Origin of the sequence: Nocardia sp. NPDC004654, from assembly GCF_040609595.1 — a bacterium.
Taxonomy (GTDB): domain Bacteria; phylum Actinomycetota; class Actinomycetes; order Mycobacteriales; family Mycobacteriaceae; genus Nocardia.
On sequence record NZ_JBEXKI010000011.1, the window covers coordinates 98,723 to 121,310 of the forward strand.

19 protein-coding genes and 1 other RNA gene are annotated in these 22,588 nt (G+C 66.7%); 6 read left to right on the top strand and 14 right to left on the bottom strand.

The features are described 5' to 3' along the window. Positions 1–8 precede the first annotated feature (8 nt). Positions 9–1,121 carry an ATP-binding protein gene (locus ABZV58_RS31460; RefSeq protein WP_355003828.1) on the bottom strand — a complete coding sequence of 371 codons (1,113 nt, stop codon included), beginning with the start codon at positions 1,119–1,121 and terminating at the stop codon, positions 9–11. After that, positions 1,118–5,344, bottom strand: a complete 4,227-nt coding sequence (locus tag ABZV58_RS31465) for an ATP-binding protein (RefSeq protein ID WP_355003829.1) — start codon at positions 5,342–5,344, stop codon at positions 1,118–1,120. Before ABZV58_RS31465 ends, ABZV58_RS31460 begins: the two co-directional genes overlap by 4 nt. Before the next feature lie 1,124 nt (positions 5,345–6,468). On the opposite strand from ABZV58_RS31465, the gene ABZV58_RS31470 reads away from it, so the two are divergent. Together ABZV58_RS31470 and ABZV58_RS31475 are read left to right on the top strand one after the other, a co-directional pair. Continuing rightward, positions 6,469–6,852, top strand: coding sequence for a type II toxin-antitoxin system RelE/ParE family toxin (locus ABZV58_RS31470; protein ID WP_355003830.1), 384 nt, complete (start codon positions 6,469–6,471; stop codon positions 6,850–6,852). Further along, entirely contained in the window at positions 6,849–7,190 is a 342-nt protein-coding gene (locus ABZV58_RS31475) for a helix-turn-helix transcriptional regulator (RefSeq protein WP_355003831.1), read from the top strand. Before ABZV58_RS31470 ends, ABZV58_RS31475 begins: the two co-directional genes overlap by 4 nt. Positions 7,191–7,231: 41 nt before the next feature. Here the strand turns inward: ABZV58_RS31475 and ABZV58_RS31480 are convergent, their stop codons facing one another. Both ABZV58_RS31480 and ssrA read right to left on the bottom strand, forming a co-directional pair. Then, the gene (locus ABZV58_RS31480; protein WP_355003832.1) at positions 7,232–7,462 is read right to left on the bottom strand and encodes a DUF488 family protein; all 231 of its coding nucleotides are present in this window, start codon (positions 7,460–7,462) and stop codon (positions 7,232–7,234) included. Positions 7,463–8,129: 667 nt separating this feature from the next. After that, positions 8,130–8,497, bottom strand: a transfer-messenger RNA (tmRNA) gene (gene ssrA / locus ABZV58_RS31485). 224 nt (positions 8,498–8,721) lie between these two features. Between ssrA and ABZV58_RS31490 the strand changes: the two genes are divergently transcribed. Both ABZV58_RS31490 and ABZV58_RS31495 read left to right on the top strand, forming a co-directional pair. Further along, positions 8,722–10,026 (top strand): ABC transporter substrate-binding protein, encoded by a 1,305-nt coding sequence (locus tag ABZV58_RS31490; RefSeq protein ID WP_355003833.1) that lies wholly within the window; start codon positions 8,722–8,724, stop codon positions 10,024–10,026. A gap of 50 nt (positions 10,027–10,076) precedes the next feature. Continuing rightward, complete coding sequence (locus ABZV58_RS31495; protein WP_355003834.1) at positions 10,077–11,375, top strand: ABC transporter substrate-binding protein; 1,299 nt, start codon at positions 10,077–10,079, stop codon at positions 11,373–11,375. 72 nt (positions 11,376–11,447) lie between these two features. Here ABZV58_RS31495 and smpB read toward each other — a convergent pair whose 3' ends face one another. From smpB to ABZV58_RS31540, 9 genes are all read right to left on the bottom strand, one after another. Further along, positions 11,448–11,921, bottom strand: coding sequence for an SsrA-binding protein SmpB (gene smpB, locus ABZV58_RS31500; RefSeq protein WP_043729939.1), 474 nt, complete (start codon positions 11,919–11,921; stop codon positions 11,448–11,450). A gap of 67 nt (positions 11,922–11,988) precedes the next feature. Continuing rightward, complete coding sequence (locus ABZV58_RS31505) at positions 11,989–12,225, bottom strand: hypothetical protein (RefSeq protein ID WP_355003835.1); 237 nt, start codon at positions 12,223–12,225, stop codon at positions 11,989–11,991. 128 nt (positions 12,226–12,353) lie between these two features. After that, positions 12,354–13,436: a metallophosphoesterase gene (locus ABZV58_RS31510; RefSeq protein ID WP_355003836.1), complete on the bottom strand. Its 1,083-nt coding sequence runs from the start codon at positions 13,434–13,436 to the stop codon at positions 12,354–12,356. Positions 13,437–13,546: 110 nt separating this feature from the next. After that, positions 13,547–15,370, bottom strand: a complete 1,824-nt coding sequence (gene recQ, locus ABZV58_RS31515) for a DNA helicase RecQ (protein ID WP_355003958.1) — start codon at positions 15,368–15,370, stop codon at positions 13,547–13,549. 222 nt (positions 15,371–15,592) lie between these two features. After that, positions 15,593–16,495, bottom strand: coding sequence for a permease-like cell division protein FtsX (gene ftsX / locus ABZV58_RS31520; RefSeq protein ID WP_355003837.1), 903 nt, complete (start codon positions 16,493–16,495; stop codon positions 15,593–15,595). Next, the gene (gene ftsE, locus ABZV58_RS31525) at positions 16,495–17,184 is read right to left on the bottom strand and encodes a cell division ATP-binding protein FtsE (RefSeq protein ID WP_355003838.1); all 690 of its coding nucleotides are present in this window, start codon (positions 17,182–17,184) and stop codon (positions 16,495–16,497) included. The genes ftsX and ftsE overlap by 1 nt, the downstream gene beginning before the upstream one ends. Positions 17,185–17,403: 219 nt before the next feature. Then, complete coding sequence (locus ABZV58_RS31530) at positions 17,404–18,261, bottom strand: mechanosensitive ion channel family protein (RefSeq protein WP_355003839.1); 858 nt, start codon at positions 18,259–18,261, stop codon at positions 17,404–17,406. A gap of 102 nt (positions 18,262–18,363) precedes the next feature. Next, on the bottom strand, positions 18,364–19,479 hold the full coding sequence (prfB, locus tag ABZV58_RS31535) for a peptide chain release factor 2 (RefSeq protein WP_355003840.1): 1,116 nt from the start codon (positions 19,477–19,479) through the stop codon (positions 18,364–18,366). Between the two features lie 65 nt (positions 19,480–19,544). Beyond that, positions 19,545–20,402, bottom strand: a complete 858-nt coding sequence (locus tag ABZV58_RS31540; RefSeq protein WP_355003841.1) for a helix-turn-helix transcriptional regulator — start codon at positions 20,400–20,402, stop codon at positions 19,545–19,547. Positions 20,403–20,546: 144 nt separating this feature from the next. Between ABZV58_RS31540 and ABZV58_RS31545 the strand changes: the two genes are divergently transcribed. Further along, the gene (locus ABZV58_RS31545; protein ID WP_355003842.1) at positions 20,547–21,137 is read left to right on the top strand and encodes an NAD(P)H-dependent oxidoreductase; all 591 of its coding nucleotides are present in this window, start codon (positions 20,547–20,549) and stop codon (positions 21,135–21,137) included. A 106-nt stretch (positions 21,138–21,243) separates the two neighbouring features. After that, on the top strand, positions 21,244–22,029 hold the full coding sequence (gene hisN, locus ABZV58_RS31550; RefSeq protein WP_355003843.1) for a histidinol-phosphatase: 786 nt from the start codon (positions 21,244–21,246) through the stop codon (positions 22,027–22,029). Here hisN and ABZV58_RS31555 read toward each other — a convergent pair whose 3' ends face one another. After that, a complete protein-coding gene (locus ABZV58_RS31555; protein ID WP_355003844.1) occupies positions 22,030–22,557 on the bottom strand; it encodes a GNAT family N-acetyltransferase in 528 nt (175 codons plus the stop codon). Positions 22,558–22,588: the final 31 nt, after the last annotated feature.

Consider the following 22,588-nt stretch of genomic DNA (forward strand, 5'->3'; position numbering starts at 1 on the left):
TTCCTCGGTCAGTATCCGTCGCGGTTGTGGGTCAGTACGAAACGGCCGAACTCGGCGCTGAAAAGTTTCGTCGCGGAACCAATTCCGGAAACGATTCCCATCAGACGCAGGTGCTGGAGGTCGATCAACGGCCCATCCAGTTGGCGCCCGGCCGCGATCCGCTGCAGCATCACCAATCCGCGCCCACCGGTTTCGCTGTTGATGTTGTGAACGAGCTGCCGGAACTGCGTCTCGAACGCGTGAATCTCGGCGAGATAGGCCGCACCCACATCGACCTCGCCGTCGCTCCGGTACAACGCGAGGAGACGGTTGCACAGCACCTCGGTCAGAAACGGGTGCCGACCCGCCAGGTCGACGATCTCCGCGCGAACCGCAGCGAGGCCGACGCCGACCTCGGCCGCGCGGGCCAGCATCAAGTCGGTCTCCATGTCGGTGAACATTCCGACGTACTCGGGAACCACCACGACACCGCCCAGAATCGAGCCGCCCATCGCATCGATCTCGATGGATTCGATGTGCTGCCTGGAAATGGTGATCAGGCCGAATGAGTACTGCGACTCACTGGCCAGCGTCCGGAGGCATTGGAATTCCGCCAGCGAGGTGAGTGCCGTCGACGCGCGATCGAATTCGTCCAGCACGACGAGCGCACTGTAACCGGCGTCGGTCAACGTGGCGAAGAACCGCTTCGTAGCCTCCGAGAGGTCGTACCAATCGACGCTGAGCTGCACCGCCGCGTTGATGGCTTGCAACGACTTCACCAACTCCGCTGCCAACGGCTCGCGAGGCAGGGAATTGTCGAGGCGTTCCATGACCTGACGACTCATCGATCGAAAGAGATCCGCTCCCGAGACATGGTTTCCGACATTCAACCAAACCGTCAGCAACTCGGCTCGCGAGACGGCTGAGGTGTTCAGCGCATGGCGCACCAGACTGGTCTTGCCCACCCGATGATGCCCGAGCACCCGCAGATTCGACGGTCGCCCAGGTCGCTGCCACACGCCCTGCACCCGGCGCACCATCTCGAGGCGGCCGATGAAACGCTCCCCCGTCGCCTCCTGCCCGACGCCGACGTACGGATTGTCTGGGGCTTGGGCATCCGCGTGCCGATGCGACGATGTCATGGTTGATCAGCCCCTGACTTCACGCCGAAGTACTTGAGCAGCCAGTCTTGATAGAGGCGAACGACAATCTGATAGCCACCCGCTTCACGCCGGACGACGTCACGCAGGACCAAGTCGTCGAGCAGATCGGTCGGCTCCCGCCGTCCGTGGTACTGCTCGCAGATGGACCGCACGGTGGCTACCTGGTTGTGTGCCGCGCGGGCGATGGCGAGCAGCATCTCCCGGTAGTCTTCGCGCGTGAAGGCCTCCGCATCGGTATATCCGGAGGACTCCAGATTCTCGAAATCCTTCATTTCCAGTACATCGAGAAACTGATCACGCACATGTTCGACGTCGGCCTCGGTGACCACCGGCGCCCGTTCCGCGTTCATGTACTCCACGAGACGGTCGCAAAAACGCTGAATATAGAAAGCGCTGCCCCCGGTGAGTTCCAGAATCTGATCCACCGCGCGCTCGTGGTATCGGGAAATCTCCTCGCCGTCTCGCTTCATCATGATGGGCACCTGGATCAGCTGCCTGGCGTAGTCCTTGGCGAGGTAGGTGACCCGCTCCGTCGAGAAGACGCCGAAGACGTTCGGATCCGCCTGGATCAATCGGTCGACGGCCGCCTGCCCCACGATGATCAGATGGAACAGCCTGCGCTCCAGCAATGCCTTGAAAGACTGCATGAACGATGTGGAAAGCAGACCTCGGCGAATCCACTGGTCGAAATATTGGAACTCATCGATCAGGACCACCAGCGGCGGCAGGCGGTTCCCGACCAGCTTGCGATGGTTCTCCATGATCATCGCGCAGTCGTAGATCGGCTCCGGCGTCTCCAGGAACTTTTCCCGGTCCAGACCTACCGGAATCAACGGGGTACCGTTTCCGCCCTCGAGCGCGGCGTAAGCCTTGTCGGCGCCTTCCAGGATGCGCCACATCAACAGTGCCAGCAACCGCGTCCCATCGCTGTCCGGCTGTGGCGAGAGATCACCGATATTGCCGACGTCCACCACCGGCAGATGATCGAGCTCGACAAGTCGGTACTGGAGATGCAGACGAATGGACGATTTCCCGGCACGCTTCTGCCCGAAGACCGCCACGCCGATCCCCGGTGATCTGGCATTGCGCAACCGGGCACGTATTCGGTCGATCAACTCGTCTCGCCCGAAGAACATCTTCGGGCTTTCCACAGGTCGCCCGGTCGCACCGTCCTGGTACGGATTGTCTATGGGCTCGAACTCTTCTTCCCTGGCCAGGCGAACCGGGAGAATCGCGCTGTACTGCTCGTAATCGACATTGGAGCGGAACCGGTATCGCAGAGTCACCGGCAGTGAGAAGGCGCCTGCGTTGAGCAAGGTTTCCGATACGCGCAACCGAACACTTTCGATCCGGTGATCGTTCCCGCGCACCGCCGTCGGCAGCTGAACCTTGTGGTCGTCGACCGAGAACAGGCCGGGCTCCGCGCTGATGAGCAGTTCCGGCGAACCGAGCGGGGCACTGCCTGCCGCGTTGGAGACCTTGATCTGTACCGTGACGACGCCGTTCTGACCGCTGCTGCTCTCCTGCAGCGCGAGGCTGAGTTCCGGTTGCGGGGGCTGAGCGGCTATGAGCTGCTTGTTGGCGTCGGCGATCAGTTCTTGAATGCGGATGGCGATCGGCTCCAGCAGCTCGACCGTCAGCGCCGTCGGCCCGCGTTGCACCTCGTCGCGCAGCTGTTGCACGGTGTGGTCCGCGGTGCGCAGGCAGCTCTCGCGCTCCTCGAAAGACGGCTCATGGGTGAACCTGCGCAGTTCCACCAGCGCGCGGCCGATCGCGGCCAACCCGTCCTGCATAACCTCGGGCATCACCAGCTCGGGATCGTTCAAGCGATGTAACGCCACGTCCAGTGTGGTTTCCGAGATCGTGACCTGGCGCAGATCGGCCAGCGCGTGGGACAAGCCGCGCTTGCGGCGATTCCACGACACTGCGGCCTGCTGCCACGCATCGCGCACCTGGCGCTCGTTCGGACGTGCCGGTATTCCGATGGGCGAGTCGGCCAAGCATTCAGCGGTCGCCGCCCGCAGCTCCGGCCGGGCGCAGATCGCGTCGAGCAGCAGATCCCGCGCCGCGCTGGTATCCGCCAGCACAGGACGGACCAACTCCAGCACCTTCGCCCCGTTCGCCCGGACCAGGTCGCCGAGCACTTTGGACACATCGCTGGCCAAAAGCGAGGAAAGCGCGCCGTCTCGATCGCGTCGGAGATTGCGCAGTGCACGACGGCCGTTGAGTGAGCGGAGATATCCCGTGAGCGCCCAGCGTATGTCCGGCATCGCGTCGCCTTCTTGCTGCTCGTCCGCCGCCGCCAGCGCCGAGCAGTACAGATCCCGTGCCGACTCGTGCTCCTTGCGGTCCTGCATGAGGTCGGCCAAGGTGGTCAGGCCGAAATACAGATAGCGTCCGCTGTCGGGCACACCCAGTTCGTGGGCGAGGACCGCTGCCGAAATATAGGCCTGCGCACTGTTCTCGGGCTGTTTGCTGCCCATCTGCCGAGCCGTTTCGGCAATGACGTTGAGATCTCGATGGGTCGCTCGGGTGCCGCGCTTTCTCGTCTCGTCGGCGAGCTTCGAATAGTTCTTCATGACGTAGGTCACCAGGGGCGGGGTCGAACTGCCGAGGCCCGAAGCATCCTGCGGCAGCATCTTTTCCACCCAGTCCGCAGACACCACGCCACCGCCACCGCTGCGCAGCGCGGCGATCCGCTTTCGGATTCCGTCGGCATGCTGGTCGGTATGGTGCTCGATCAGCTTTTCCGCTTTGTCCAGGTCGTCGAGCACACCGCGCTGAATCAACGCGACGGCGAGACCTCGTTGAACGGCCGTGTTGTCCGGCGATTGGTTGTAGAGCTGCAACCATTCACCCGTGGAATCCTGACCGATGGCGAGCTTGACGAAGGCGATTTGGTGCAGCCGATGGTCACGTTGACTGGTGGTGATGTCCTTGCGCTGATATTGGCGATTCAACAGCTCCAGCGCCTCGGCATATCGGCGGGCGCCGGTCAGAAAGTCGATGAGAATGTTCTCCAGCGCATTCCCGGGCTGCACTATTCCAGGAAATTCTTGCTCGATGACCTCGAGCGCGGCGACCGGTCCGTCGGTTTGCCGTGTGAGCCACGCCAAATCCTTTACCGCGCTTTCGCGTTTGACGTTCTCCCTGATCGCCTGCCTGTAGTAGATCTTCGCCTGGGCGAAGTCCTTCAACTGGAGTTCCATGAACTTGGCGTGCTGATACGGGTCCTTGGGCTCACGCTTCGGTCTTGTCGGCGCGGGCGGGCGCTGTGCCGGACGAGGGATGTTCTGCGTCAACGGCGCAGGCCGCGGCTGCATCACCCTGCGTGGCTGGGGAACCGGCTGCTCGATGGGACGAACCGGCGTCACCTTTCGCGGAGCCACCGCGGTGGTCTCGACTACCGGCGAACTGCGCTGCGGCGAGCCTTCCAGAACACTCGACGGGTCCTCGTTTCCGGTCGCGGCCAGCAAATCGAGCATCGCCTGTCGGGTCGGCGAATCAGCGCTCGCCGCAACATGTTCGAAGTACTGGCAGAGACCGCGCACCGCGGTTCGGTGGTCACCGTTGCGGGCCGCGCTGATGGCCAGCAATCGCATCGCCGGGACATCACCGGCCTGGGCGGCGACAGCGAGATAGTCTTGCGCCTCGTCCGCGTCTTCCATCAGCAATTTGAACGCACCCGCGAGCCTATTCAGCCCCGGGTTGCCCTTGTCGCCGTTCCAAAGGTTCCGGACTCGCCCGTAGAGGTTCGCCACCCGATGAAACCGAGGCGCGAGTTCTCCGATCCTTTCGGCGTTCTCGTACGAATTTCGGATCTGCTGCAGCTGTTTTTCGTGCTGGACCGAGACCTCGATCTTCATGTCGATCGGCAGCAATCGCAATTCGGCGACGGCCGCGAGCGCGTCCTCCAGTGCGGGTCCTGCCACTTCTGCTGCCACGGAGCCAGCGGGCTCATCGACCGTCGACGGCGGCTCGGCGGGGACCAAAGGGGGTTGACCGGCCCTTGCCGCGGTCTTGCGCGCGATAGTCGCGACCATTGTCAGGGCGACGGCGACCGGCATGCCGTCCGGCTGTTTCAACCGCAGCCGGGTCAGTGTCAGCTCCTCCAGCACACCCTCGTGTACGCCACCCGCGACCAAGCTGATTTGGACGTAACTGCCGACCTGAGCGATCGACTGTACGAATTCGGCGTCCATTCGCTTTCACCCCGTCCACAACGCCGAGCGAAGCAGTTCACGGCAGATACCGCCCGTTCTGTTTTGTTCGTCGGTTAGGCAGCCTCCCACCCGGCGCTCTGATGTACGCAACACCTCATCGCCCACCCATCCGAGGCGGACAGGCGCGAAAAGGAAGATCATTGAGTTTCAGCCCCCTTGCGGGTGCGATCCGCAGCGCCCACCCACGAATTCACACGTGCCTTCCCCGACCGACCGATAGTGTCATATCCCCAGTGCGCCAACGCGGTTCGCTGGAGGTAGGTGACATTCTTCCAGCTCGACATCGATTCGACCCCACGAACGTACATTGCGACCCAGCCGTAATCTCGAAGCAGATATCTTCCTGCTGGAACTAGCGGATACGCCGTACGAACAGGAAGAACATCGGTGAAGTGTCATTCGACCGCATGACACTCGGGAGTAGCCGGTGCGCTCCGGACCTCACCGAGGAGTGAGACTCGCAGGGGTACGAGTCGCCCGAGACCATCGCCGGCAGAAGGCGATCAGATGCCTCGCGATGGCTGACGAAGAGAACCGAGAGACAAGCACGCCTCTGGTTGGATCGTCGACCTCGCGCCTCCGTGGCGTGGTCGCCTACCCGGATGCCGCATTCGCCCCACTTCGTCCACGAGTTGGCCCTCTCGGATCCATACTGCGCCAACCAAGTTCGGCCCGGCGGTTGACACCCGGGTGGACAGGCCGGGCTGATGTCCGGGCACAGCACCGAGTAGGCGATCCAGCGATGAGATTTCGGCGCGGCCCTGTTTCGACATGCCAGAGGGTGGGGACCCGATTGTGCAGCGTTGGGTAGTCAGCCGAGCACCAAGAGGCCGGTGACACTGAGTAGGCAAGCGAGAAACGGTGGCCCGGGCGCGGCATCCGGGTAGGCAAGGCCCGGGTTGCCGGCCCAGCACCACATGGCCAAGCGAACAGTGGCCAACGTGCTGGGGAGGCCGGAGTGACGATCCGACCGAGGGGCAGGCAGTACCGCTGAGGGTGCGGATTTCTGCAATCACCGATCCGGCAAAGGGATAATTGGCTGTCGAACACCGGCCGAGCCGGCACCTTGCCACATGTCGTCGACGACATATATCGTTGGTGCCGTGAGCGGACTGTTCACCATCGAGATCGAGCCCGAGGTGCGGGACTGGCTGGAAGCACTGCCAGCCAGACACTTCCTCAAGATCGACGAATACGTCGGCCTGCTCGCCGCACAAGCAGAGTCGCTGAGCGAACCCTACGCCCGATACCTTGGCGACGGGGTCCGCGAGCTACGCCCAACACTGGATGGTGCAGCCATCCGCATCACCTACTGGCTCGCACCTGGACGACGAGCCATCCTGCTGACGGTGTTCCGCAAGACTCGTATGCGAGAAGACGCCGAGGTCAAACGTGCGAAACTCGCACAACAGACCTGCCAAGCCGAACACGAGCCCGCCCATCAAGAATTCATCCGCATAATCGAGAAGGGAGAACTGGACCGATGAGCCACGCACGCTGGAAGACCCTCCGGGAACGCAAACTCGCCGAAAGCTACGCCGAACCGGATGACGTCACCGAGGTCCGCCGCGAAATCCGGCTCTCCATGGCACTGGCCAAAGCCGTCTACGACCGCCGGACCGAACTCGGCCTCACTCAGGCGGACCTCGCCGAACGCGCTGGCCTGACCCAAGCCAAAATCTCGCGCATCGAAGGCTCCGACACTGTGCCAACCCTCCCCCTACTCGCCAAACTCGCCGACGCCCTCGACGCCACCCTCAACATCGCACTCGACGCCGACGACACCCGAGTCAACTTCACCAGCCACCACACCGACGCAGCCTGAACGCTCCACAGCCGCTGCACGCGCGGCGTGCAGCGGCGCCGTCAAGTCAGGTGCTCGATCCTGGCGCAATCCCAGTGCTGCGCGAGATATTCCGCCACCAACCGGCGGTGGCACTGATGCGGATTGTCCTCGCTGTAGAGCAGGACTGAATTGTCGAGCAGTTCCTGCGGGATGGCGTCTTCAACGCCCGTTGCTCCATCAGTTGCATGCTTCTTGAAATCATCGAACATCAGTTGCGTGGGCGCGAGATCGGGCCGATGGCTGTATGACATACCGCAGAGCTCCTGTGGTCAGGAACGATTCGCCCAATCGGAACTCGCCCACCCCGCCGGTCTGCAACCTCTCCAGGAATTTTGGATCAGTCACTGGCAGGGTGTACTCGATCCCGCTGTACCGGAACGTCGCTCGCGCGCGATGCCAACCATTCAAACGCGGGCTCACCGTGATGCCGACCTCATCGAGATGGATGAGCTTCAGCGAGTCTCGCACTTCATCCTTCTGCGCGATCGGCACGCAGTTGTTGACACCGCGGTTCGAATGGTAGCCATTGAGCCATAGAGTTTCGGGGCGCTGCGCAAGCGAGAAACGGGGGGCCGGGCGCGGCATCCGGGTAGGCAAGGTCCGGGTTGCCAACCCAGGCCGGGTGCGACATCGGGTAGGCCACGCAGGGACGGGGCGCCGCGTTGGGTAGGCAAGCCAGGGATCGGGGGTCCGCGGCCTCGGGAGGCAAGTCCAGGGCTGGCAGGCTCGCGGCTCGGGTAGCGGCATTGGGTAAGCCATCCAGAGACGGGGGTCCGGGGCGTGCGGCATTGGGTAGGCAAGCCGTGGATTGGGGGTCCGGGGGCGAAGCCCTCCGGGTGGGGCGTGGGGGCTTCGCCCCCACAAAACACGCGGAACCCGCAAAAAAGGCGAGTGCTCTTCACGAGCACTCGCCTTCGAGGGTGGAGCTGCCGGGAATCGAACCCGGGTCCTCCGCCGTGTCTTCAGGACTTCTCCGTGTGCAGTTCGCTGTGTCTCTGCTCGGATCTCTCGGTCACGCGAACAAGCCGAGATGACGATCCCAGTCGCTGTTCGATGTCCCGTCCGGCTCCGCGACCGAGTCGGACGGTGAGCCCTCTAGCTGATGCCGGCACCGGGACCGAGGGCATATCCCGGGCCGACAGAGACGCTTCGCTTAGGCAGCGAGAGCGTACTCGCGCTGATGAGAATCGGCGCTTAATTGGTTGCAACGACGCTTACGGTGGTCTCTTGCCTGCACCGACACGCTTCCCCTGAATCAACGTACGCAGTCGAAACCGTTCAGCCCCGTACGTGCCCGCACCTTGCGGGCTAGTAATGCTAACACTCGCCCAACGCAGGATCATCCCGATTATTTGTGCGTGTTTCGGATCATATCGATCAGATCCGAGCACACACCAGGACAGTCTCGTGTGCAAGCCGAAACCACCATCTCACCGCCCCACCGCCCGGTACTGTTCCTGTTCGGCCGTACCGGAATTGGATCGACCGGCGGTCGGAACAGGGAGCAATAATGGGCAACACCAGCAGGCGACCTCGTCGCCTGTTCCACGCCGCGGCGGTGCCGATGATCATCGGACTCGTCTTGGCCGCGGCGTGTTCGACGCCGAGTGAGACCACCGGCCCCGGCGTCACCAGCGCGCCGTGCCCGAACGCGATCGACAGGGACAAGGGCTGTATCTACCTCGGCGTCCTCTCCGATCTCGGCGGCGGACCTTTCGCCATGCTCGGCAGGGCGATGCAGGACGGGCAGACGGCGTTCTGGACCGAGGTCAACAAGGCGGGTGGGATCGGCGGCTACGAGGTCGACATCTCGACCTACGCCAGGGACACCGCCTACGATCCGCATCGGCATGTCGAGGAGTTCCGCGAGATCGAGCCGAACGTGCTCGCGCTGGCGATGAGCCTCGGCACCGCCCAGACCCTCGCGGTGCTGCAGGAGATGGACGCGGCGGACATCGTGACCTCGGCGGGCACGCTGTGGTCGGGCTGGGAGTATCGCGAAGCGGACCGGGATCTGGTGCTGGACAGCGGCTACTCGTACTGCACCGAGGCGATCATGGGTCTGGACTGGTTCACCGAGCACCAGTACCGTCCGGCGAACGTGGCCGTCGTCGCGTTCCGCGGCAACTACGGCGGCGACTACGCCAACGGCGCGCTGCGCTGGGCGGCGCACAACAACGTGATCGTCACCTCGCGCGTCGACACCGGGCCCAACACCGAGGTCGGCAACCAGGACCGTCCGGTCGCCGAAATCCTCGCCAACCCGCCGAATCTCGTGATGCTGGCCACCGGCCCTGCCGAAACCGCCGAGATCATCGGCAAACTCGTCGCGGGCGGCTACCAGGGCCGCTTCCTCCGCTCCTCGCCCACCTGGAACGGCGCGCTGCTGAAAACTCCAGCCGGGCCAGCGCTTTCGGCCCTCTACAACTACACCTCGCCGGTCGACGGCTGGGACGGGCGCAGCACGGGCGCCCGCCGGGCTCGCGCCGCCGCGCCGCAGGAGCCGACGAACTGGGGCTACAGCCTGGGTTGGGCCAGCTCCTACACGATGCGGGCGCTGCTCACGAAGGCGGCCGAACAAGGCCCGCTGAACCGGGCGGGCGTGCGCGGGTCGCAGGACGCGCTGACGGTCGATTTCGAGGGCATGGCCGCGCCACACACCTACAATGCGGGCGCACCGGATTACGCGGCCCAGCGTGCCTCGATCGGCGCCCCGGATCCGTCCGCGCCGCTAGGCTCGCGCACGGTGGCCACCGATTACCGCGGACCGACCCTGCCGCAACTGCCGATGCACGGGCCGTGCGTCCGGCTGTGAACCGGCGGGCCACCGGGCAATACGTTCGTCTGTATCGAAGGAAGAGAACTTTGGGACCAATCCGCCGCCGCCGCAGGCTGTTCCGCGCCGCCGCGGCCGCGATCGCCATGGGTTTCGCACTGGCGGCCTGTTCGTCGGCGTCGACCGAGACGGGACAGGGCGTCACCAGCGCGCCGTGCCCGCAGGCGGTGGACAAGAGCAAGGGCTGTATCTACCTCGGCGTGCTGTCCGACCTGGACGCCGGGCCGTTCTCACCGCTCGGCAAGGCGCTCAACGACGGCCAGCTGGCCTTCTGGCGGGAGGTCAACAAGGCGGGTGGCATCGGCAATTACGAGGTCGACATCACGACCTACGCCAGGGACACCGCCTACGACCCTGGCCTGCACCGCGAGAAGTTCCACGAGATCGAACCGAACGTCCTCGCGTTGGCGATGAGTTTCGGTACGGCGCAGACGCTTTCGGTGCTACCGGAGATGGACACCGTCGATCTGCTGACCGGCGCGGGCACCCTCTGGTCGGGCTGGCAGTATCGCGATACCGATCGAAACCTGGTGCTGGACACCGGGTATTCGTACTGCACCGAAGCGATCATGGGCCTGGACTGGTTCGCCCAGTTCCAGTCCAGGCCACGCACGATCGCGGTCGTCGCCTTCCGAGGCAACTACGGCGGCGACTACGCCAGCGGCGCGCTGCGCTGGGCTTCGGAGAACAACGCGATCGTCAACGCGCGCATCGACACCGGTCCGAACGCCGAGGTCGGCAATCAGGACGGACCGGTCGCCGAGATCCTGGCCAACCCGCCGGACGTCGTGCTGCTGGCCACCGGTCCCACCGAAACCGCCGAGATCATCGGCAAGCTGGTCGCGGGCGGCTACGACGGCCGTTTCCTCGGTTCCACCCCGACCTGGAACGGCGCCCTGCTGAAGACGCCCGCCGCGGCGGCGATCACCTCGCTGTACAACTACACCTCGCCCTACGACGGCTGGGACGGCCGCAGCGTCGGCGCTCAGCACGCCCGCGCCGCCGCCTTGCAGCCGCCGACCAACTGGGGCTACAACCTCGGCTGGGCGGTCTCGTACCCGATGAAGGCGGTGCTCAGCAGCGCCGAGGCGGCGGGCGACCTGACCCGCGCGGGTGTGCGCGGCGCGTTGGAGGGACTGTCGGTGGACTCGGAGGGCATGGCGGCCGTGCACAACTACGGCTCAGCGCAACCGGACCTCACCGCACAGCAGGCGGTCATCGGTGTGCCCGACGCGAACGCGCCGCTGGGGTCGCGCACGCTCGTGCCCGACTTCCGCGGGCCGACGCTGCAACGCGTGACGCTGCACGGACCGTGCGCACGGTTGTGACGTGAACCCGAAGAACCCCTGGCGCGATCCTTCGATCACGCCAGGGGTTCTTCGTCACCATCGGCCGAGGCCTCAGCGCATACCCTTCACCCGGCGGCCCAGCTCACGGGTGACCTCACGTTCGGCGGTCCGCCGCGCCAGATCCTGGCGCTTGTCGTAATCCTGCTTACCTCTGGCCAGCGCGAGCTCGACCTTCACCTTGCCGTCCGAGAAGTACATCGACAGCGGCACCAGCGTCTGATTGCCCTCGCGCGACTTGCCGACCAGGCGCTCGATCTCGCGCTTGTGCAGCAGCAGCTTGCGCACGCGGCGCGGCGCGTGGTTGGTCCAGGTGCCGTGGCTGAACTCCGGAATGTGCAGCCCGCGCAGCCACACCTCGCCGTTGTCGACCGTGGCGAAGGCGTCCACCAGCGAGGCCTTGCCCTCACGCAGGCTCTTGACCTCGGTACCGACCAGCGCGATCCCCGCCTCGTAGACGTCGAGGATCGTGTAGTTGTGCCGCGCCCGGCGGTTGGTCGCGATGACCTTGCGCCCCTTTTCCTTCATAACGGTCAACTCTAAGTGACGCGGCAACCGTTTTATTCCGCGCTCCGGCCAGTGCCGGGTCGGAGCCTCAGCCGCCGGGTCGCAGCGCGATGTAGACCACGAGGACCGCGACGAACGCGGTAAGCATGAGCAAGGTGGACAGACGCGGGCGGCCGAGGTGGACGGGGGTGCGCCGACGTCCGAGCCACACCGACTCCACCGCGTCGTCCGTCGGGCGGTGCGGCGCTAGTGCGGGGGTGTCGGGCGGCGGCGATCCGCCGGACGTTTCGGGACCGCCTTCGGGCGGGCCATCACCGGGTGCCATGCCTGCACGGTAACCGCCGCGGCGGGAAGTTACCGGCGCAACCCGGCGGGGTGTTGTGATTCGGTGATGTGCGTTCGGCCGCTCACGGCGTGGTTCCGCTTCGCTCGGCCCGAGACTCGCGGCGCCCGTCAGGCCAGCCGGCGGCCGAACACCTCGGTGCCCGCGCCGGTCCCCGGGTCCACGGCGACAACCCGCAGATCGACCGCGCTCGGAGTCAGATCCATGACCATGAAGCCCAGCTGGTGATAGCTCTCGTACAGCGCGGGCGTCCCGGTGCCGCCCGGTGTCACCCGTGGCTCGGCGCCAACGGTTTTCGCGGCCGCGCCCGACACCAGCTGGCGGGTGCCCTTGGCCGCCGCGGTGGGTTCGAGCACCTGGAGCGAGTGATCGTGGCCGGAGAGGATGAAATGACACTTGCCCACCACGTGGTCCTCGAAGAACCGCTTCACGTGCACGCCGTTGATGGGTTCGATGGACAGGCCCTCGTAGTTGCCCGCGTCGCCGTGCGGGCCGTTGTTCAGGTACGGGTGGTGCGTGCACGCGATCTTCCAGCGCGCGGGCGATTCGGCGATCGCTCGGTCCAGCCAGGCGCGCTGCGCGTTCATGAAATCGCCGTCGACCGCCCAGTAGGGCGCGAACAGCGGGGGTAGGTAGGCGGCCAGCGGGTTGAGGTCGAGCACGAAGAACTCGACCACGGGCTGCTCTTCGGGCACCCGGACGGAGTAGTAGCGGCTCGGCATCCACCAGCGCGACGAGTTGGCGTGATATTCGACCTCGTGGTTGCCGCGCAGCAGCCAGCCGCCGTCACCGCCGATGACCGAGCTCGTGTCGTGGTTGCCGAGCACCATCGCCCACGGGAAATCCAGTCCGGTATTCGGGTGCTCGAACTTGCTCGCGAACTGCGCGTCGTCGCCGCTTTTCGGACCGCTGTCGTAGATGTTGTCGCCGAGGCCGACCGCCAGCGAGAACGGCTCGCGGGCGTGGAAGGCCCGCGCGGCGTCGGCGACCGCCCACTGTGTGCGCGTGCCGGTGCCCGCGTCGCCGGTGACGAGCACGCGCACAGAGCGCTGGGCTGGGAGCCCGAACTTGGTGACGCCCGCCGCGACCGGAACCGCTTGGGCGGGCGTCAGCCCAACCAGTGACGCTCCGGCCGCGACCGCGGCGGCACCCGCCAGCAGTTCCCGACGACTGATCTCCTGCCCACCACTCACACCGACCTCCGCGACGCCCATATCCCCGCCCATCCTGGCGCATGGCAGCGGACCCGTCGATTTGAGGGGTCAACATTTCACAGTTCGTCCACCGGCGTGTGCGGAGCCGGTTACTCGGCGGCGAGCACCTCGAGCACCTGTTCGCCGTACTTGGCGAGCTTGTTCTCGCCGATGCCGCCGATCGCGCCCAGCTGCGCCAGGCTCGCGGGCTTGCGGCTGGCGATCTCGCGCAACGTCGCGTCGTGGAAGACGACGTAGGCGGGCACACCCTGCTCCTTGGCGGTGGCGCCGCGCCATTCGCGCAGCTTCTCGAACAACGGCACATCGGAGGCGGCGAGGTCGGCGGCCGCGGCCGCCTTGCTGGACTTGGCGGACCGCGCCGGTTCGACGACACGCTCCGGCTCGCGGCGCAGCCGCACCTGACGTCCGTCGAACAGCACCTCTTGGCTGGCCTCGGTCAGGGTCAGCACGCCGTAGTCGCCGTGCACCGCGAGCAGCCCCTGCGCGAGCAGCTGCCGGATGACGCCGCGCCATTCGGTGTCGCGCAGATCGGTGCCTATGCCGAAGACCGTGAGCTCGTGGTGGTCGTACTGGAGCACCTTGGGGTTCTTCTTGCCGAGCAGGATGTCGACCAGATGACCCGCGCCGAAGCTCTGACCGCGCTCACGCTTCAGGCGCAGGACGGTGGACAGCAGCTTCTGCGCGGCGACCGTGCCGTCCCAGGCTTCCGGCGGGGTCAGGCAGGTGTCGCAGTTGCCGCACGACTGACCGCTCTGCCCGAAGTAGGCGAGCAGCTGCGTGCGACGGCAGGCCACGGTCTCGCACAGGGCCAGCATGGCGTCCAGGTGCAGTTGCAGCTGGCGGCGGTGCGCGGCGTCGCCCTCGGAGGAGTCGATCAGTCTGCGCTGCTGCACCACGTCGTTGAGTCCGTAGACCATCCACGCGGTCGACGGCTGACCGTCGCGTCCGGCACGACCGGTCTCCTGGTAGTAACCCTCGACCGACTTCGGCAGATCGAGATGGGCGACGAAGCGCACGTCGGGTTTGTCGATGCCCATGCCGAAGGCGATGGTGGCGACCACGACCAACCCGTCCTCGCGCAGGAACCGCGCCTGGTTCACCGCGCGGGTGCGGTGGTCCAGCCCCGCGTGATACGGCACCGCGCCGATGCCGTTCTCGTTGAGGAAGGCCGCCGTCTTCTCCACCGAATTGCGCGACAGGCAGTAGACGATGCCCGCATCACCGGCGTGTTCGGCGCGGATGAACTCCAGCAGCTGTCGTTCCGGTCGGTTCTTCGGCTCGATGCGGTACTGAATGTTGGGCCGGTCGAAGCTGGCGACGAACCGTCGCGCACCGCCGAGATCGAGGCGCTCGATGATCTCGTCGCGGGTCTTCTCGGTCGCGGTCGCGGTCAGCGCGATGCGCGGCACGTCGGGCCAGCGCTCGTGCAGCATTGACAGGCCCAGGTAGTCGGGCCGGAAGTCGTGGCCCCACTGTGACACGCAATGCGCCTCGTCGATGGCGAACAGCGCGACCTTGCCGCGATCGAGCAACTGCGCGGTCGATTCCAGTCGCAACCGCTCCGGCGCCAGATACAGCAGGTCGAGTTCGCCCGCGAGGAACTGCGCCTCCACCGTCCGCCGCTCGTCGGGGAACTGCGTCGAGTTGAGGAAACCCGCGCGCACGCCGAGCGCACTGAGCGCGTCCACCTGGTCCTGCATCAGCGCGATGAGCGGCGAGACCACCACGCCGACGCCGGGCCGCACCAGCGCGGGCACCTGGTAGCACAGCGACTTACCGCCACCGGTAGGCATCAGCACCAGCGCGTCGCCGCCCGCGATCACGTGCTCGACGATCTCGGCTTGGTCGCCGCGGAAACTGTCGTATCCGAAGACCCGGCCCAGCACCTCCCGCGACCGTAGATCCTCTTGCACCGCAGCGCTTTCGGCGCTCGCGGGAGCGCCGGGACCGGTCACGTCGACGGGGAGGGCTTCGGGGGGATTCACGCCGCCCATCCTACGAGCGACCCCCGACCATCGCGCCGCCGCTGCACGACGAATCCCGCCGTAATGGCCGAGTTCTCCACATGGGGATGAACCGATTTCACCGGGCGCGGCGGCCCGCTCGCGCACACCGCCCGCCCGCTGAACATCGGCCTATTCGCGCACGTAATACCGCAGCGTGGCGTAGGCCGCCACGGCCGCGACCAGAATGCCGACGGGCAGAATCGTCAGCGCGACCGTGGCGATGTCGTCCCCGGTGATCCGCGGGAACACATTGCTGTCGAACAGCGGCCCGAGCGCCCGGTCGATGACCAGCGGACGGGCGATGAGCAGCCCGAAGATCGCCAGAACCGAACCCGCGACGGCCGCGACAACGGCCTCGAGCAGGAACGGCAACTGCGTGTACCAGCGGGTCGCGCCGACCAACCGCATGATCCCGACCTCGGTGCGCCTGGTGAACGCGGCGATCTGCATCATGTTCGCGATCAGCAGCAGCGCCGCGAGTGCCATCACCACGGCGAGGCCGAAGGCAGCGTTGCGCAGGCCGTCGAACAGCCGCAGCAGCCGGTCGACGAACTCGCGGTCGTTGGCGACGGTGCGCACGCCTTCGCGGGCGTGGTAGTTGTCGTAGATCCGCTCGTACTGGTCGCCGTCGGTCATCTTGACCCGCATGGAGGCGGGCAGCGGCGTCTCCGAGATGTACTGCACCATCTCCGGCTGGTCGGCGAAAAGCTTCTTCGCCTCCTCCAGCGCGGCGGCCCGATTGAGGTACTGCACGCTGACCACGCCCGAGGTGTTCTTCATGTCGGCCAGCAGCGAGCGGCACGGATCGGTGGCGCAGTCCGGGTCGTTCGCGGAGATGTCCTCGTCGAGGTAGAAGCGCACCTCGAGGCGGCCGGTGAAGTACTGCTCGGTCTTGTCGGCCATCCGCACCGAGAGCAGGCCGCCGCCGAGCATCGCCAGCGACACCGCGGTGGTCAGGATCATCGCGACGGTCATCGTCACATTCCGGCGCAGACCGGTGACGACCTCGCTGAAGAGAAAGCTCGCGCGCATTATCGATCCACTCCGTACACGCCGATCGCGTCGTCGCGCACCAGGCGGCCGCGGTCGAGCTCGACCACCCGCCTGCGCATCGAGTCGACGATGTGGTTGTCGTGGGTGGCCATGACCACCGTCGTCCCGATGCGGTTGATGCGCTCGAGCAGCATCATGATGTCGCCGCTGGTATCGGGGTCCAGGTTGCCGGTCGGCTCGTCGGCCAGCAATACCAGCGGCCGGTTCACGAACGCGCGCGCGATGGCGACTCGCTGCTGCTCACCGCCGGACAACTCGCTGGGCAGCCGGTCGCTCTTGCCGCCGAGGCCGACCATGTCCAGCACCTCGGGCACCGTGCGGTCGATGAACTGGCGACGCTTGCCGATCACCTCCAGCGCGAACGCGACGTTCTCGTGGACCGTCTTCTGCTGCAAGAGCCGGAAGTCCTGGAACACGCAGCCGATGCGCTGGCGCAGCTTCGGCACTTTGCGTCCGGGGAGCCGATCGACTCGGAAGTCCGCGACGCGGATCTCCCCCGCGTTCGGCGATTCCTCCTTGAGGAGCAGACGCATGAAAGTCGACTTGCCTGAACCGGACGGTCCGATGATGAAGACGAACTCGCCCTTGTTCACATCGACCGTGATGTTGTCCAGCGCGGGTCGCGTCGACGTCTTGTACGACTTGGTGACGTTCCGCATGGTGATCACGGGGAGCCAGTGTAACCAGCTAAACCCGCGCATCCACCGGCTATGCGCAGCTACCATCCAGCCCCGAGCAGCGGCTACTGCCCGGCCTGCTCCGTATTCCCCACCGCCGGTACGGCGTTCACGACCTGAGTGATCCCGGTCGCAGCCGGTTGATCAGGCTTGACGAACAGGTACAACACGAATGTCGCGATCCACGCGGCCCCGAGGACCGCGGTCGATTTACGTGGTTTCACTGATACCTTCCCGGCGCAAGGCCGCGGCCACTCGAACCCTGAGCTCGCGTCCGACCTCGAACTGCTTACCCGGCAACGTCCGGGCAACCATTCGGATGCGCACCTGGTCCATTGCGAGGTCGTCCACGCCCATCACAGTGGGTTCGTCGAGCAGCAGCGGCTCGAGCCTGCGGTCACGGAACGCCTCGGCTCCTACCTTGTGCAATATCTCGTTCACCCGGGTGATGTCGGCGCTGGCCGCCACCGGAACGTCGATCGCGGCGCGCGCCCAATCCTTCGACAGATTGGTCACTTTCACGATCTGACCGTTCGGCACGGTGATCACCTCACCGTCGGCGTTGCGCAGCGTGGTGATCCGCAGCGTGACGTCCTCGACCGTACCCTCGGCCACCTCCGCGGCTCCAGTCACGGCGATGCGAACTACGTCACCGAATCCGTACTGCCGCTCTGTGATCAGGAAGAACCCGGCCAGAATGTCCTGCACGATGCGCTGCGCACCGAAACCGAGCGCGGCGCCTAGCACCGCGGCGGGCGCGACGAGACCGGTCACCTGGAAGCCGAGCCGCTGCAACACCTCCATGCCGACCAGCACGTAGACGATGGTCAGCACCACCCAGGTGAGCACCTGGGCCAGCGCGTGCCGGTGCTTGGCCGCCTCGGTCCGCACCAGCGCGTCGCTGCTGCGGAACCCGGCGTCGATCTTGCTGGTGACCCGGTCGCGCACGAAGGTGGCGAACCGGCTGAACAACATCGCGCCGAGGATCAGCAGCACGATCTCCAGGCCGCTGGAACGCAGCCACGCCGTGGAATCCGCCGCGGACGCCGCCGCGATCACCGCGACCATCCCTGTTGCCGTTTCACACCATCCGCGACACGCACGCCAGACAGGCTACAACGGAGCACCGTTCGAGGCCGCGCGTCGCATCGGAATGCCACGCAGCGCAAATTAATTCGCCTGCTCCCGCATCCGCCAGCGGATACCCGACTCGATGAAACCGTCGATGTCGCCGTCCAGCACCGCGGTCGGGTTGTTCACCTCGTGCGCGGTGCGCAGGTCCTTGACCATCTGGTAGGGGTGCAGCACGTAGGAGCGCATCTGGTTGCCCCAGGACGCGCCTTCGTTGGTCTTCAGCGCGTCCATCTCGGCGCGCTCCTCCTGCCGCTTGCGCTCCAGCAGCTTGGCCTGCAGCACGCGCATGGCCGAGATCTTGTTCTGGAGTTGAGATTTCTCGTTCTGGCAGGTGACGACGATGCCGGTCGGGATGTGCGTGATGCGCACCGCGGAGTCGGTGGTGTTGACGCTCTGACCACCGGGGCCCGAGGAGCGGTATACGTCGACGCGGATCTCGGTCTCGGGCACCTCGATGTGGTCGGTGGTCTCGACCACAGGAAGCACCTCGACCTCGGCGAACGAGGTCTGGCGGCGGCCCTGGTTGTCGAACGGGCTGATCCGCACCAGGCGGTGGGTGCCCATCTCGACCGAGAGGGTGCCGTAGGCGTACGGCGTCTTCACCGCGAAGGTGGCGCTCTTGATGCCCTGCCCCTCGGCGTAGGAGGTGTCGTACACCTCGACGGGGTACTTGTGCCGGTCCGCCCAGCGGATGTACATGCGCATCAGCATCTCGGCCCAGTCGGCGGCGTCGTCGCCACCGGCGCCGGAGCGGATGTTGACCAGCGCCTCGCGCTTGTCGTACTCGCCGGAGAGCAGGGTGCGGACCTCCATCGCCTCCACGTCGCCGTGCAGCGCGGCGCGTTCGGCGTCGGCCTCGGCGAGGGCCTGGGTGCGGGCCTCGCCCTCCTCGCCCTCGGCGAGCTCGTAGAGCACCGGCAGGTCGTCGAGCCGCTGGCGCAGCTCCTCGACCCGGCGCAGCTCGCCCTGCGCGTGGGACAACTCGCTGGTCACCTGCTGGGCGTGGTCCTGGTTGTTCCACAGGTCGGGATCGGCCGCCTGGTGCTCGAGTTCATCGATGCGGCGGCGCAGTTCCTCGATGTCGAGGACCGACTCGACCGTCTTCAGCGTGGCGTCGAGTTCGGCGAGATCAGCGGAAACATCAGGATGCACGGTCTACTAGGCTACCGGTCCCGGTCGATACCACGAAAAGCGCGCCCGCGATTTCCTGGCACACCTCAACCGGAGACCGCGCGCAGCTGTCCGGGGCGGCGACCCGCCAGCGTGTCCAGCGCCGCGGCGGTGGCGTCATCGGCGGGGAGATGGACGACTATCTGCTGGTCGTCGTCGGCGAACAGGTCGAGGGTCTCGTAGGCGAGCCGCAGCGGACCGGCCGCCGGGTGGGCGAGCCGGGTGACGCCGGTGGCGGCGGGCAGGCTCGGGACGCTGGCCACCCGCCGGGTGAACTCGTCGCCCGCGACCACGGTGAGTTCGTCGGCGAGCGCCGCGATGGCGGGGTCCGCGCGGAAGGGCCCCTGCTTCAGCGTCGCGACCTGCTGGTCGGCCACGTAGTCCCAGTCCGGATAGATCTGGCGGGCACGTTGGTCGGCGAAGACGAAACGCGCGAGGTTGGCGAAGGGGTCGGCGTCGAGCAGGCCCGTCGGACCCATCAGCCTGCGGTAGCCGTCGGTGCAGGCGAGCACCTCGCCGAGCCGATTGACCACGACCGCGGCCGCCGGATCCAGATGATCGAGCACGGCGCGCACCGTGGGCCGCACCTGGCGGTTCGGCTGCGCGTCGCCCATGCAGGTGAACCCCGGGGTGGTGGCCTTGGTCAGGCGATGCAGGTGGATGCGTTCGCTCGGCGCGAGCTGAAGCGCGTCGGCCAGCGCGGAGAGCACCGGCGGCGAGGGGTGACGATCGCGTCCCTGCTCCAGCCGGGTGATGTACTCGACACTGACCCCGGCCAGGGTGGCCAGCTCGGCGCGGCGAAGTCCGGGGGTACGCCTGCGCGGTCCGGCGGGCAGGCCGACCCGGGCCGGACTCACCGCCTCGCGTCTGCTGCGCAGGAACAGACCGAGCTCGTTGTCGCTCACCCTTCGAACAGTACAAGCGGCGGTCGCCCCGAGGGTGGCCCTGCCGCTACCACTCTCGGCGCGGCCTTCCAGCATCGTCCGTGCCGCAGCACATTGAGACATGGCGGTCGCACCGGCCGCACTCGATGCGCAAGGAGAACAGCAATGTCGTCACTCAGGCTCGCGGTGATCATCGGCAGTGTCCGGGAGGGACGGTTCGGTCCCACGGTGGCCGCCTGGTTCGCCGAACAGGCGGCTCGGCACGGCGGCTTCGAGGTCGACGTGATCGACCTCGCCGACGCGGAGCTGCCGCTCGCGCTGCCCGCGGTCCCGCCCGCGCTGGAGCCGAACCCGCCCCGGCCCGCGGGCATGGACGACCTCACCGCGCGGCTCGCCGCCGCCGACGCGTTCGTCATCGTCACGCCCGATTACAACCGCAGCTACCCGGCCGCGCTCAAGGCGGCCATCGACTGGCACTTCACCCAGTGGGACGCCAAGGCGATCGGGTTCGTCGGCTACAGCGGCGGCAGCGGCGGGCTGCTCGCGATCGAGCACCTGCGGCAGGTCTTCAACGAGCTGAACGCGCACACGGTCCGCGAGTACGTCTCGTTCCCGCGCTACTACCTGCTCTTCGACGAAGCGGGTCGGCTGCGCGAACCGGACGAGCCCGCCGCCGCGGCGCAGTCGATGCTCGGCCAGTTGCGGTGGTGGGCAGGCGCGCTGGCCGCGGCACGAACGGCATCGGTCGCCTCCTGAGCCGCTTTTGATCACTCGGCCCACTACCGATGCCTCCGCCTTCCCTGCGGCCGTGCGCGGGCTGTCGACGGACTCCGTCCGGCTGCGTCCATTAGGGTTTGCGGACGTGGCTGCTCACTCCTCTGACCTGGAACTCGCGTTGCGGCTGGCCGACGCGGCCGACTCGATCACCAAGGCGCGGTTCGGCGCGCTGGACCTGAAGGTGGACGCCAAGCCGGACCTGACGCCGGTCTCGGACGCCGACCTCGCGGTGGAGCGGGCGATCCGCCACACGCTGACGCAGGAGCGGCCTGCGGATTCGGTGCTCGGCGAGGAGTTCGGCGGCGACGCGGAATTCGCCGGACGTCAGTGGGTGGTCGACCCGATCGACGGCACCAAGAACTTCGTGCGCGGCGTGCCGATCTGGGCCAGCCTGATCGCGCTGTTGGAGGACGGGGTGCCGGTGGTCGGCGTGGTGAGCGCGCCCGCGCTGGCGCGGCGCTGGTGGGCGGCCGCGGGTTCGGGCGCCTGGACCACTTTCCATCCCGGTGCGCCGCACCCGATCTCGGTGTCCGCCGTCGCCGAGCTCGACTCGGCGAGCCTGGCCTTCTCCAGCTTGTCCGGCTGGCGCGAGCGCGGCATGCGCGAGGACTTCCTCGCGCTCACCGACGACGTGTGGCGGGTGCGCGGGTACGGCGATTTCTTCAGCTACTGCCTGCTCGCCGAGGGCGCGGTCGACATCGCCACCGAACCCGAAGTGTCGCTGTGGGATCTGGCCGCCCTCGACATCCTGGTCCGCGAGGCGGGCGGGGTCTTCACGTCACTGTCCGGCACGCCGGGACCGCACGGCGGCGACGCCGTCGCGACGAACGGACTTCTGCACGAGGCGGTGCTGTCCCGCTTCGCGCGCTGATCAGCCCAGCAGCTTCTCCATCAGAACGACGCGGTCGGTGCCGTGGAACTGCGGAGGCAGCGTCGTCTCCCGCAGCTCGGTGAAACCCTGTGCGGCGTAATACTTCCGGAGCGCACGATTGTCCGCGGCGGTGTCCAGCCGCTGGCGGTCGAGCCCGCGCGCCAAGGTGCGTTCGGCACAGAACGCGAGGGCGCGCGCGCCGAGCCTCCGGCCGCGGTGGCCCGGCGCGACCATGAGTCCGTGCACGTACCCGGCTTCGATCTCGTCGGGTCCCCAAAAGTCCGGGTCGTGCCAGATCAGCCGCACGGCCGCCAGCACCTCGCCGGTCGGCTCGCGTCGCACGTACCATTCGCCGCGCGCCGCCTCGCGCGCGAGGATCGCGACCGGATACTCGCCGGGCAGCCACTGCGCGATGCCGTTGTCCACCATCCAGCGCGCCAAGCCATCGCGCATGGCGATGATCGGCGCGGCGTCGGCCGTGGTCGCCGGAACCATCTCGAGGGGTTCGAGCGCTCGGGAATCCACCATGCCCGCCAACCTACTTGGCGCGCGGACGCCG